7 protein-coding genes and 1 rRNA gene are annotated in these 12,843 nt (G+C 64.3%); 1 reads left to right on the top strand and 7 read right to left on the bottom strand.

Annotated elements, in window-relative coordinates; translation table 11 throughout:
- Positions 1–376 precede the first annotated feature (376 nt).
- Positions 377–667 (top strand): DUF3077 domain-containing protein, encoded by a 291-nt coding sequence (locus NR164_RS13355; RefSeq protein WP_017849488.1) that lies wholly within the window; start codon positions 377–379, stop codon positions 665–667.
- Positions 668–811: 144 nt separating this feature from the next.
- On the opposite strand, the gene NR164_RS13350 is transcribed toward NR164_RS13355, so the two are convergent.
- From NR164_RS13350 to rrf, 7 genes are all read right to left on the bottom strand, one after another.
- Positions 812–1,303, bottom strand: a complete 492-nt coding sequence (locus NR164_RS13350; protein WP_079444696.1) for an OmpA family protein — start codon at positions 1,301–1,303, stop codon at positions 812–814.
- 4 nt (positions 1,304–1,307) lie between these two features.
- Positions 1,308–2,570, bottom strand: a complete 1,263-nt coding sequence (locus NR164_RS13345) for a diguanylate cyclase domain-containing protein (RefSeq protein ID WP_017849490.1) — start codon at positions 2,568–2,570, stop codon at positions 1,308–1,310.
- Positions 2,567–3,142 carry a YfiR family protein gene (locus tag NR164_RS13340; protein ID WP_046382063.1) on the bottom strand — a complete coding sequence of 192 codons (576 nt, stop codon included), beginning with the start codon at positions 3,140–3,142 and terminating at the stop codon, positions 2,567–2,569. The genes NR164_RS13345 and NR164_RS13340 overlap by 4 nt, the downstream gene beginning before the upstream one ends.
- Before the next feature lie 143 nt (positions 3,143–3,285).
- Positions 3,286–5,355, bottom strand: a complete 2,070-nt coding sequence (recD, locus tag NR164_RS13335; RefSeq protein ID WP_177030511.1) for an exodeoxyribonuclease V subunit alpha — start codon at positions 5,353–5,355, stop codon at positions 3,286–3,288.
- The gene (gene recB / locus NR164_RS13330; protein ID WP_256822845.1) at positions 5,352–9,026 is read right to left on the bottom strand and encodes an exodeoxyribonuclease V subunit beta; all 3,675 of its coding nucleotides are present in this window, start codon (positions 9,024–9,026) and stop codon (positions 5,352–5,354) included. Before recB ends, recD begins: the two co-directional genes overlap by 4 nt.
- Positions 9,023–12,475: an exodeoxyribonuclease V subunit gamma gene (recC, locus tag NR164_RS13325; RefSeq protein WP_256822844.1), complete on the bottom strand. Its 3,453-nt coding sequence runs from the start codon at positions 12,473–12,475 to the stop codon at positions 9,023–9,025. The genes recB and recC overlap by 4 nt, the downstream gene beginning before the upstream one ends.
- 136 nt (positions 12,476–12,611) lie before the next feature.
- Positions 12,612–12,727: ribosomal RNA gene (gene rrf, locus NR164_RS13320) — 5S ribosomal RNA — on the bottom strand.
- Between the last annotated feature and the right edge of the window lie 116 nt (positions 12,728–12,843).

Here is a 12,843-nt window from a genome sequence, read left to right as displayed (position 1 = left end):
TGACGGAGCAGAATCGGGGGTTGTTGATGGGGGAGACGCGGGAGATGCGGTTTGCGGATTAAAGGGCCAGCAACGACGATTCGCTTTAAATTGCAGGACGATTCCTAGAGAATCTCCACCCTATTGCGCCTTAGGGTTCGAGTCACTAGCCTCCGTACTTCGCTGAAATCAGCGAACGGGTTTAGCGACCCGAACCCGGACACAGCCCCCAACGGCAGGAGCTTTGTGCTCTTCGTTCTCGTGTTATGGCGGCTGTGCGTGGGAGATCTTCGGGTCTGCCGGGTCCTGGGTCCGGTTCGCTAACCTGCGTACAGCTGCCACCCTTTCATGTTTAGCGACATGAATGGGTGGTTCCTAAAACTCCCAGGTATAGATCATGACCAAAATCGTCCCCGACCCACCGCTTTCTGCCTTCACCACCCTCGGCGTCGTCACCTTCGGCGACTACGGCGAAAACGAAAAACCACTGTTCCGCGTCAACGCGGGCATGCCGCTCGGCGAAGCGCTGGAACACGCCTCTACCCTGCTTTACTACGCCAAGAAACTCGCGATGGAAGCCGCCATGGATGTGCGCGGCGAGCAATACGCCTGGGCGGCGCATTATCTGTGTGAGATGGGCAAGGCGGTGGTGGATGACTTGACGCAGGCGCTGACGCCGAGCAGTTAAGCGAACACTGTACAAATGTGGGAGGGGGCTTGCCCCCGATGGCGGTGTGTCAGTCAGCATGCATCTGTCTGACCGACCGCTATCGGGGGCAAGCCCCCTCCCACATTTGGATTGCATTTCATACATTGGAACGGGCGAAGTCGCTTAGTCGGTACTTACCACAATCGACACCCGCCGATTCTCGGTGCGCCCTGCGGCGGTGTCGTTGGCGGCCACCGGCTGGCTGCTGCCCAGGCCGCGCAGTTGGATATTTTCCTCCTTCATCCCCACGCGGGTCAGCACCGTGGCCACGCTTTTGGCGCGGCGCAGAGACAGTTGCTGGTTATAGCTCTCTTTGCCCGAGGCGTCGGTGTGGCCGTCTACCCGCACGCGGTCGATACCCACGCCCAGCAATGCCTTGCCGATGCGCTCGACAATGACCGTGCTGGGGGCGTTGAGGCTTTCGACGTCGCTGCCGAACAGCACTTTGCCCGACAGGCCGAACGCCCAGCCGTCGTCGGTCAGTTCGAAGCCTTGTTGCTTGAGGACGGCGACTTGCGCCGGGCTCAGGCCTTTGGGAGGGGGTGTCTGGCAGCCGCTCAGGGCCAGCAGGGCCACGAATAAGGTGATAAACACAACGCGTGCAGTCGAGAACAAGGGATCAACTCCTGTGGTGAACGTTGACGACGGGGAGCTCCGCCTCCGCCGTTTGCTGGCCGCCCAGTGACAACCGTTTGGCCTGGTACATCGCCGCATCGGCGGCGTTGAGCAGGGCGCCGGGGGTGACGCCATGATCGGGGTAGATGGCGATGCCGATACTCAGGGAGGTCAACACGTGGGTGTCGCCCGGCACCGGGATCGGTATGTCCATGCTGGCAATGATCTTGTCGGCGATGCGCTGGGCATCTTCTAGTTTGTGCAGCGGCGAGAGCAGGATGGCGAACTCGTCGCCGCCCAGGCGCGCCACCAGGTCGTCTTCGCGCAATTGCGCGCGCACGCGCGTGGCAACCGCCACCAGCACCGCATCGCCGGCGGCATGACCGAAGTTGTCGTTGATGTCTTTGAAGCGGTCACTGTCGAGAAACAGCACCGCCACCCGCTCGTTGGCCTTGGCGGCGCTGCGCAGGGCACGGATCAGGCGGCCTTCGAAGAACGCGCGGTTGGGCAGGCCGGTCAGGCTGTCGTGATTGGCCTGGTGGGCAAGGCTTTCGTTTTCGCTTTGCAGGTGGTTTTGCCAGGCTTGCATTTCTTCCAGCAGGGCATTGAAGTCGTTGCCCAGGCTGTCGAGTTCGGCGATTTGTGCCCGTGGCACGCGGCGGTCGAAGTCGCGCTCGATGCGCGCGGCGTGGGCCACCGCCGCGAGGCTGTGCAACGGCCCGGTAATCCCCTGCAACAGGCGCCGCGCCAAATGCACGGCGACCCAGGCGCTGAGGACGGTGCAGATCAGAATCCCGGCCAGGCCGCTGAGCAAAAAGCGCAACAGGCTGCCGCCGTGACCGGTCAGGTGAATGCTGCCGATGGTGCGCCCCTGGTGAACGATCGGCTGGCTGATCGGCTGTTCGAGCAGAGAATGGGCCAGTTGCAGCTCGACCCGGGACAACATCCCGGTGTCCGGCCGTAGCCACTGCGCCAGCAGCCGGCCGTTGGCGTCGAAGACTTGGGCCTGGGCCACTTCTTCGGTGGAGGCGATCAGGCTGAGGGCTTCGGTGGCCGCCGCACGGTCGTTGAACACCACCGCCGCTTCCACGGTGTAATTGATGGAGCGTGCGATCAGGTGCAGGTTGTGCTCGGCATACACGCGCAGCGCCAGCACCCCGAGCAAGGTCAGGGACACACTGGCCAGCGTCACCGCCACCAACGCCAGGATCAAGTGCCCGCGGCCGATGACCGAGCGCAGGGTCGGTTGCGCTTTCGTCCATCTCATGACGCAGGCGCTCGACGGCGCGACAGTTGCAACACGCTAGGGTGAATACGCACGCCGCTGCGGGCCACGGAGTCGAGGTTGACCTCGAACGACACCTGCTCATCGCCCACCCGCAGGCAGAACAGACTGCCGACGGTGCATTGGTCGCCGCCTTCGCTGATGCTCAGCACCGGGTGGCCCATCAATGACGCAAACAAGCGGCTGCGCTCATCAGTATTGAGTTCGCCGATGTACACAGCGTCGCAGGCATTGACGATATCGGGGTTGTCGGCCAGCAGGCGCTGCACCACCACCGGGCGACCGGTGGCTTGGGTGGTGCCTTTGACCAGGTCGTCGGTGTATTGGGTCGGCCCGACGACGCACAGGCGCAGTTGCGCCGGTTCCACCGGCCAGCGCGCATAACTGAGGATACCCAGCACCACCTGGGTCACCGCCTGGGCACGGGAGTCGGCCATGCCCACGGGGCTGGCCGTCTGGGCAAAAGCACGCGGCGCGAGCAGGCACAGCACGGCCACCAGTAACATGCGTCTCCAGCTCAAGCGATGCTCTGTGGACGAGACAGCCACGTTCATGCAGCGATTCTCTCAGGTGTCAACGAGGGGTGATGCCGCAACGATAGCACAGCGGCGGAAAGCCCCGCGAGGCTACGCCTCGAAGGGTCCCGCTATTTTTTCAGAAAAATATGACACTCAAATCCGAAATACCAAATGACCGATCAGTCAGGTTTCCCGGGCTCATGCCCCAACTCCAGCATCAACCCGCTCAAGCGCTTGACCTTGCGCCGCACGGCTTCTTCGAACACCCCGCCGCGTGGCTCGATCAGGCTGAACCAGCGCTTGGCGCGGGTGATGCCGGTGTAGATCAGTTCTTTGGTGAGCACCGGGTTCAGCGCGTCCGGCAGGATCAACGCGGTGTGGGTGAACTCGGAGCCCTGGGATTTGTGCACGGTCATGGCGTACACGGTTTCCACATCGTTGAGCCGGCTGGGCAGCACAAAGCGCACGCCGCCCTGGCCGTCGTTACGCGGGAAGGCCACGCGCAACACGTGGGGGCCGCCGGCGCTTTCGGGCAATTTCAGGGCGATGCCGATGTCGCCGTTCATCAGGCCCAGGCCGTAATCGTTGCGGGTCATCAGCACCGGGCGGCCTTCGTACCACTGCTCGTCGCCGTCGATCAGCCGCGCTTTGCGCAAGGCGGCGGTGATGCGCAGGTTCAGCCCTTCCACGCCCCAAGGCCCCTTGCGCACGGCACAGAGCAGTTGGAAGGCGTCGAAGGCGTGCAGCAGTTGTTGCGCCCAATGGGTCCAGGCGGGGTCGTCACGCGGGGTGTCGAGAGACGGGCGCGCGGCGTGCAGCAGGTTCAGGTAGGCACGGTAGCCCTCGGCGCCATCGCCCGGCCCGTCCAGCACCAGGCGTTCCAACGCGTGGTCGTGTTCGCCCTTGAGGCTGACGCAGAACAAGTCGCGGTGGCTGCCCGCGGCCAGTAACCGTCGGGCTTCTTCGGCGTTCTGCTGGTTGACCCAACGCGCCAGTTGGCCGATGCCGCTGCCTTCGCCGAAGCGCCGCGAGTAGCGCAGCATCACCACTTGCTGGGCCAGCGGATGGCTGCCGTCGCGGTCTTCCTGCAGGCCGCTGTTGCCCAGGTCTTCACCGCTGACCGCTTGCAGCCATCGGCGGGTGTCGGCGCTGTACCAGCCGGCCTCGGCGTCGCGGCACAGGTCGCCGAGTACGGCGCCGGCCTCGACCGAGGCAAGTTGGTCCTTGTCGCCCAGCAGCACCAAGCGTGCGTGCGGCGGCAAGGCGTCGAGCAGGTTGGCCATCATTTCCAGGTCGATCATCGAGGCTTCATCCACCACCAGCACATCCAGCGGCAATGGATTGCCCAGGTGATGACGGAAGTGGCGGGTGCCCGGGCGGCTGCCGAGCAGGCGGTGGACGGTGGTGACCTGGGTCGGGATTTTTTCCCGCACGTTGTCAGGCACATTCAACGACAGCACTTGCTGGCTGATGGACTCGGTAAGCCGTGCGGCGGCTTTACCGGTGGGCGCCGCCAGACGAATGCGCAACGGGCTGCCGGCTTCCACGGCCGGCGCCTGCAACAGCGCGAGCAAGCGCACCACGGTGGTGGTCTTGCCGGTGCCGGGGCCGCCGGTGACGATACTGAACGCCCCGCGAGTGGCCAGGGCGCAGGCGAGTTTCTGCCAGTCGATCACGCCATCGGGCGGCGCTTGGTCGAACAGGCCGTTCAGGCGCTGGGGCAGATCGGCGGCGAGGCTTTCTGCTGTGGCCAGGCGCAGGCGCAAGGCCGTGTCGATGCGCCGTTCATAGGTCCAATAGCGGCGCAGGTACAAGCGTTTGCCAGACAGCACCAACGGGCGACTTTGCGCGGCCTCGCTGCCGTCGACGGCCAACGCGACCAAGGGGCTGGCGGCCAGGGCGTGGCACCAATGCGCGCCGTCCAGGCCCGCGAGCAGTTGCGACGGCAGCAGCATGGCGCCGGTTTGCAGGTCGCCTTCCGGCGGCAGGGACAGGGCGAAATCCGGTGCCTTGAGGGTTTCGAACAGGTCCAGGCACACATGGCCGTGGCCCAGTTGATGGCTGGTCAGGGCTGCGGCCAGCAACACCAAGGGGTCGGCCTGCGGGTCGAGTTCGTGCAGAAAGCCGACGAACGCCTTATCCAGCGCCCGCAGCCAGCCACGCTCGACCCAACGTTCGAACAGTTGCACCAGATCGGCGGCGCGGCTGAGGGGCATCAGTGCCTCCAGCGGTAACGGCGACAGGCTCATAGCAACACTCCTTGTTCCCAGGCGGGCTCAGCCTTGGGCGGTAACGATTGGCCTTGGAACATCAGGTCCAGGCTCTCGATCAGCGCCCGTGGCGGCCGCGTGAAGTACGCCCCCTGGCTGGCGGCCCGAGTGCCGCGCAGGAACAGATAGAGCGCGCCGCCGACATGGCGGTCGTAGTCGTAATCCGGCAGGCGTGCCTTGAGTTGGCGATGCAGGGCCAGCAGGTAAAGCACGTATTGCAGGTCGTACCGATGCTCAAGGATCGACTGTTCCATGGCGTCCTGGGTGTAGGCCGAATCATCGGGGCCGAGCCAGTTGGATTTGTAGTCGGCCACGTAATAACGGCCGTCGTGCTCGAAGGTCAGGTCGATGAAGCCCTTGAACATGCCGTTGAGCAACACCGGTTCCGCTGCGACGCGGGAGACGCCGTTGTGGGTGTACTGGCACACCAGCTTGTCGAGGGCGAGCACGTCGACTTTATGGCTGGCGAACCAGAACTCCATTTCGATCTGGTAGTGCTGCAGGCCGCTGAGCGTAACCTGATCGTTATCCAGCGGCAGCGGTGTTTGCAGCAGATGGCCGAGCCAACCGCTGAGGGCGATGATCCAGCCTTCCCAGTTGCGGCGGTTGCAGCGCGCGCCCACGGCCTTTTCGATAGCCTGCGGGGTCACGTCGAAGCCGTCTTCGCCCGCCCACTCCAGCAGGCCATGGAGGAAGGTGCCGGGGTTAGGGCCGCGTGGGAAACGGTGAATATCGCTGCCGGACGCAGCCGCTTCACGCGGTGCGTCAGGGTCGAGGCGTTCGTCGTCGAACAGCTTCTGGGCTTGCGGGCTTTCCGGCGCTTCAAGGTTGGCGGCGCTCATGCTGTCGCCGATGCGCAAGGCGCTGTAGGACGCGATCCACCAGTTTTCCGCAGCCTTGCGTTTGGGCAGCAAGGGCGCGAGCAGCGTGGCTTCGTTACGCGGCGGGTGGAAGACGCTGGCGTGGGCTTCGGGCATCGGCGCGTAATGCACGGCGGCACAGCCTGCCTGCAGGTCCAGCAACCAGCGCGCCAGGCCGGCGGACTCCGCCAACGCGGCGCCGGCGCCGAGCAAATAGCCCAGCGCCGACAGGTGCAGCACCGAGCTGCTGTTGTTGCCGCGCTTGAGGTCGGCAATGCCCAGCCAGCACGCGTGTTTGGCGCGGGTCAGGGCGACGTAGAACAGACGCAGGTCTTCCGCCAGGCGCTCGTCATCGGCCTGGGCGATCAACTCGGTGGTCGGGCGCAAGCTCACCTGCGACTTGCCGTTGGCATCGTGGTAATGCAGCGGCAAGCGGCTGCCATCCACCGGTTTGGCCGAGCAGATGAAGGGCAGGAACACCAGGTCGTATTCCAGGCCCTTGGATTTGTGGATGGTCACCACCTTGACCAGTTGCTCGTCGCTTTCCAGGCGCAGGATCTGTTCTTCACCGGCCTGCCCCGACAGCGCGAGGTGTTCGGCCAGGTGGCGGATCAAGGCCTGTTCACCGTCCAGTTCGGAGGCCGCCTGTTGCAGCAGTTCGCTGAGGTGCAACAGGTTGGTCAGCACGCGCTCGCCATCGCTGCGGGCGATCAGGGTTTGCGGCAGTTTGAAGTCGTGCAGCAGGCGACGCAGCATCGGCAGCACGCCTTGGCTGCGCCAGATCGCGCGGTAGCCACGGAACTGCATCACGCGGCTTTCCCACGCCAGTTCGTCCTGGTTCAGACGCTCAAGTTCCGGCAGTGACAGGTTCAAGGTGACGCAAGCCAGCGCGGCGCGCAGCGGGCGTTCGACGTCCGGTTCGGCACAGGCCTTGAGCCAGGCCAGCAGGTCGTGCGCCTCTTGGGCGGCGAACACCGAGTCCTTGTCCGACAGGTACACGCTGCGCACGCCACGTGCGGCCAACTCACCGCGCACGGCTTGGGCTTCCTTACCGTCGCGCACGAGGATGGCGATGTCCGACGGCAACACGCCATCGAAGCTGCCGTCGGCGTGTAGGAAACCAGCGCGGCCTTGCTGCCCGCCGTTGAGCAATTCGACAATCTGTGTGGCGCAGGCCGCCGCCAGTTGCTGGCGATAAACCGCGTTGGAAATCGGCTGATCGGTGGGCAGGTGCCAGAGGTTCAGCGCGGGCAGCGTCTGACCATCGACCTGCAGTTGCTCCTTGCGGCCTTGGGACAGCACCGGCTGGAACGGCACCGGGTTTTCGCCACTCGGCTTACGGAACAGAAACGCACCGCGCCCGGTTTCCGCACGCTGGAACACATGGTTGACCGCCTCGACCATCGCGTGGCTGGAGCGGAAGTTGGTGCCCAGGGTGTGATGCCGGCCGGTGGTGGATTGGCGCGCGCGCAGGTAGGTGTAGATGTCGGCGCCACGGAAGGCGTAGATCGCCTGCTTGGGGTCGCCGATCAGGAACAGGCCGCTGTCGAGGTGGTTTTCTTCGATGCGGTAGATGCTGTCGAAGATGCTGTATTGCACCGGGTCGGTGTCCTGGAACTCGTCGATCAGGGCGACCGGGAACTGTTCGCGGATCACGCTGGCCAGACGCTCGCCGCCGTCGCTTTGCAGGGCGGCGTTGAGGCGGATCAGCATGTCGTCGAAGCCCATTTCGGCGCGCCGGCGTTTTTCATCTTCGAAGCGTTTGCCGACCCACGCGGCGGCGTGTTGCAACACGGCGGCGTCGGGGGTGGGCAGCGCATCCAGGCTGGCCTTGAGACTGGCCATGGCGTCGATGCCCGGGTGGTGCGGCGGCTCGCCCTTCCAGGCTTCGGCCATGCCGTCCGGGGTCAGGCGGGTGAAGCCGGTGCCGATGTCCAGTTGTTCGAGGGATTCGTCCGCGGCCCAAGCACTGATCTTTTCGAACCAGGGTTCGAAGTAACGCGCTTGCATCTTGCGCCCATCGACGGCTTTGGCGGCGACGGCTTGCAGGCAGATCTCGCGCAACTCGTCGGCCCATTGCTGCCACGGCGCCTTGAGGGCGACCAGGGCGGCGCGGCGTTCTTGCAGGCACGCAGTGATCAACTCGGCCGGCTCGCGGCTTTCGCCGCTGGGCCGTTCGCTGCCAAACAGCGCGCGCACCCGTGGCATCAGCGCAGCCGGGCCACCCCAGTTGTTGCGCACCCAGTTGAGCGCATCGTCGTGCATCGGGTAGCAAAACAGCCGCCAGTAGTCGCGCAGCACTTCGCCGAGCAGGTCGCTGTGGTCGGTTTCCAGGGTCTGGGTGAACAGGCTGCCGCTGTCGAAGGCGTGTTCGCGCAGCATGCGCTGGCACCAACTGTGGATGGTCGAAACGGCGGCTTCGTCCATCCATTGCGCGGCGATGTCCAGACGGTTGGCACAGGCCGGCCATTGCGCGGGCGGGTATTGATCGCGCAGTTCGGCGATCAGGGCGTCGGGCTGTTGGATCTCATCGCGAAAGAACCGCGCGGCTTCGGCCAGGCGGATGCGGATGCGTTCGCGCAGTTCCTTGGTGGCGGCGTCGGTGAAGGTCACCACGAGGATCTGCGGCGGCAGCAGTTCGCGGCCGAAGCCGGCGTCATCGCCACCCTGGCCGAGCACCAGGCGCAGGTACAGGGCGGAAATGGTGAAGGTCTTGCCGGTGCCGGCGCTGGCTTCAATCAGCTGGCTGCCTTTGAGCGGGAAGGCCAGGGCCAAGGGTTTGCTGCTCATGCGCCGGCCTCCTCGCCAGTGAGTGATCGCCAGGCGGCGTTGATCAGGGGCCGGTATAAGGTTTCGCACCAGCCTTCGAATGCTTCGCTGGCCACCAGGGCCGCATAGTCGGGGAATTGCCGGGTCAGCGCGGGGGTTTCGCGGCGCTCGCCATCGGTGTTGATGCCATCACCTTCGTAGGCTTTGCTCGCGGCCGCCGCAGCTTTGGCCGGGTCGGTCTGACCGAGCCAGGCGAACGCGGTTTTAACCGCGACGGGCAGCGGTTTGGCCATGCCGACGTGCCAGGCCAGCAGCAGGTCGCCGAGGATGTCCTGGGCGCTGGAGGGTTCCAACGGGGCCAGCAACAAGGTGTCGTCGCTGGCCACCAGCGCGGTACTCAACGGCAGGCCGCAGGCACAGGCCACCAAGTGGTTGACCCACGGGCGAATCAGCCGATGCCACTTGCGGGTCTTGATCGAGCCGATGCTGTTGGGGATGGTGGTGACGCTCAACAATCCGCCATCACTGCGCCGATGCAGGCCGCTGATCCAGCCTTCGAGCTGAATGCCTTGATGCTCGAAACTGATCGGTTCCGCGCCGATGTGCGGAGTGGGCCAGAGGGCCAGCAGTTGTTGATAGCGTTGCAGCAGGCCGGGCAAGGGCTCGATCAGTTCGTTGCGCAGGCACTCGCCGAAACCGACCATGGGCAGCAGGCCGCTGCCTTGCAGGCGACGGGCCTGGGCGCTGAGCGCCTGGTCGACATGATCGGGCTGGCTCAGCGCGGCGTTCAGCAGGCTGTCGCTCAGGCTGTAGCGTTGCAGGGCGTCGAGGACAAAGGGTTCCTCATCGGCCAGCGGCACTTCGGCAGCCTCGAAGAATACTTTCAGACGCTGGCTGAAGAAGTGTTTGACCGGGTTGCGCAGGAAGTCCTGCAACTGACCGAGGCTCAGGGGTTCTTCCTGTCGATGGGCCGCCAGTTCGGTGTTGTCTGGCGGCGCATCCGTGACTTCGTGCAGCAACTGCCATTCTCGGGCGTAGCTGAACAGCGGGTCACCGGCGTGAAAATAGCGCGCGCTGAAGGGTTGGAGCGGGTGTTCCTGGGTCATCGCGTCAAGCAGCGGTGCGTCGCTTTGGCTTGACTGCCAGCCGCTGGCGAGATGATCGCGCAGTTGGCCGATCAATACCGATGCCGGGCGCTCGCTGTTGTCGCGAATGCTGCGGCCGACCCAGCTGATATAGAGCTGATCGCGGGCTGACAACAGGGCTTCGAGCAGCAGGTAGCGGTCGTCTTCGCGGCGCGAGCGGTCGCCGGGGCGGTAGTCGCTGCCCATCAGGTCGAAATCCAGCGGTGGTTGGGCGCGTGGGTAGTCGCCGTCATTCATGCCGAGCAGGCAGACCAGCTTGAACGGGATCGCGCGCATCGGCATCAGGGTGCAGAAATTGACAGCTCCGGCGAGGAAGCGCTGAGACAGGCGCCCTTGGTCGAGACCGGCTAGCCACGCTTCGCGGACTACGGTGAGCGGTAACTCGTCCTGCAGGCCGACGGATTCGCAGGTTTCCAGCCAGGTTTCGCGGAGCTGTTCGAGCTGGCCCAACAGGTAGTCGTCGTGTTCGCTGCTGGGCAGGAAAAACAGCTGCATCAAGCGTTGCAGGCGCTCGCCCCATTCTTGCGGAGCCGCAGGTTGCGACAAGGCTTGGTGGGCGTCGCTGAGTGCGTCGAGCAACGCGACCAGCGGGCCGATCAAGGCCGCGTCGAGGCCGCCAATTTCGTCGTAGGGCTCGATGCCGTCACAGGCGACACCCGTGCCCACGGCATAACCGAGCAGCATACGGCGCAAACCAAATCGCCAGCTGTTTTGCTCCAGTTCGTGGGGTAGACCGAGACCGGCGCGCTGTTCGGCATTGAGGCCCCAGCGGATGCCGGCGCCTTCGATCCAGCGATGCAGCGTCGGCAGGTCGCGCTCCTTGATGGCGAAGCGTTCGCGCAGGGCCGGGACGTCGAGCAGGTCGAGGATTTCACTAACCGGGAAGCGGCTGTCGGGGAGCTTGAGCAGGTGTTCGACGGCGATCAACAGCGGGTCGCGGCCGCGTTGGCCCTGGTCGGTGAGGGTGAAGGGGATGAAGCGCGGATCATTGCGGTCCAACTGGCCGAACACCGCGCGAATGTGCGGCGCGTAACTGTCGACGTCGGGGACCATGACGATGATGTCGCGGGGACGCAACGCCGGATCGGCGCTGAAGCGTTGGAGCAATTGGTCGTGGAGGATTTCCACTTCGCGTTGGGCGCTGTGGGCGATGTGAAAGCGGATCGAGGTATCGCGCTGCAGATCGACGGCGGGCCAGAGGTCGCGGGTTTCGTTGAGCGGGCGCAGTTCGAGGATATCGTCCTGGAGCTGGTTGAGCAGTGTGGTCGGTTCGCCGTCGCTGAACAGGTCGATGCGGCCGTCGCGGAAGGCTGCGCGGTAGCTGTTGGGATCGTCGTAGCTGTCGAGCAGGCTGATGTAGTCGCGACCTTGTTTGCCCCAGGCGGCGAGCAACGGGTGAGCATGCTGGTGCAGGGTTTGCGGGTCGATGGTGACCGGCATGCCGGCTTTGCGTGCCTGGCGTTTGTATTCGTTACGCAGCAAGTCCTTGTCGGCCACGATGTCGGACCAATGGTGGCGACAGGGGTTGTGGACGCAGAGCAGGACCTGACTGAAGCGCGCCAGGCCGGCGAGCGCTTCGAGTGCTTGGGCGGGCAATGAGGAAATGCCGAAAACAATCACTCGGGAAGGCAGCCCTGGCGGCGCTTGCTCAAGGCTATTGATCCGTTCGATAAAGCGCTGATGCACACCGGCACGGCTTTGCGCCATGCCGGCTTCGCCCACATCCAGCAGTAGGGCGCGCCATAACTCGGCTTGCCAGCAGTTGGCGGGGTCGAGGGGTTTGGATTCGCCGCGGCCGTTACGCAGTTGATGGCGGCCGGCGGCCCAATCTTCCAGCCAGTCGGCGCGGTAGACCTGGTATTGGTCGAACAGGTCGGCCAATCGCTCGGCGAGTTGGTAGCGTTTGCGCAGGTCGGAGTCGTCCGTGAGGAAGCGCTGCAGCGGCTCGAAGTGCGGTTGATTGATCAGCTCGGGGAGCAGGCGCATCAGGCGCCAGGTCAGCGGGGCTTTATCGAGCAGGGATTTGGGCGGGATCTCGTCGCGCCCCAGGACCATGCGATAGAGCTGCCACATGAAGCTGCCGGGCAGTTGCACGTCGATCGCCGCAGCAATGCCGCAGCCGCCCATGTCGTCATCTTCCGGATCTTCGGCCAGGGCCAGCTTGAGCCATTGGGCGATGCCGTTGCTCTGGACCAGGGCGATTTCATTTTCCAGAGGGGCCAGGGGATAACGGCGCATCCAACTGACCACCAGGCTGCGCAGTTCGTCCAGGCGGTTACCGTGAACCACCATGAATCCTGCGCTGAGAGGCATCGCATCCGGCATAACGGCTTCCTTGGCAAAAGCAAAATCGAGGCATGGACTTTAGCACTGAAGGCCGTCCGATGAGCCACTTGACCCTTTCCGACCGCCCAAAACAAAACCCCTGTCTGCATAAGCAAACAGGGGTTCTGGAATTTAATCTTGACGATGACCTACTCTCACATGGGGAAACCCCACACTACCATCGGCGATGCATCGTTTCACTGCTGAGTTCGGGATGGGATCAGGTGGTTCCAATGCTCTATGGTCGTCAAGAAATTCGGGTACTGAGTCGTGGCCAGCTGGCCTCGCTTCAGAAAATTGGGTATGTGATAGCTTTCGGTGTTTTGTAAGAGTCGAACTTTCGGTTCGTTTCGTCTTCACACACCGCA

Source organism: Pseudomonas sp. Pse79 (assembly GCF_024519615.1).
In the GTDB taxonomy this organism is placed as follows: Bacteria; Pseudomonadota; Gammaproteobacteria; order Pseudomonadales; family Pseudomonadaceae; genus Aquipseudomonas; species Aquipseudomonas veronii.
The sequence above is the reverse complement of the archived record's forward strand: the minus strand, read 5'-3'. Positions and strand labels throughout refer to the sequence as shown.

What these genes read in the sequence shown, in the direction of transcription:
- NR164_RS13355 (WP_017849488.1), top strand. Translation starts at nt 377, where the DNA reads ATGACCAAAATCGTCCCCGACCCACCGCTTTCTGCCTTCACCACCCTC.
- NR164_RS13345 (WP_017849490.1), bottom strand. Translation starts at nt 2,570, where the DNA reads ATGAGATGGACGAAAGCGCAACCGACCCTGCGCTCGGTCATCGGCCGC.
- NR164_RS13340 (WP_046382063.1), bottom strand. Translation starts at nt 3,142, where the DNA reads ATGAACGTGGCTGTCTCGTCCACAGAGCATCGCTTGAGCTGGAGACGC.
- recD (WP_177030511.1), bottom strand. Translation starts at nt 5,355, where the DNA reads ATGAGCCTGTCGCCGTTACCGCTGGAGGCACTGATGCCCCTCAGCCGC.
- recB (WP_256822845.1), bottom strand. Translation starts at nt 9,026, where the DNA reads ATGAGCAGCAAACCCTTGGCCCTGGCCTTCCCGCTCAAAGGCAGCCAG.
- recC (WP_256822844.1), bottom strand. Translation starts at nt 12,475, where the DNA reads ATGCCGGATGCGATGCCTCTCAGCGCAGGATTCATGGTGGTTCACGGT.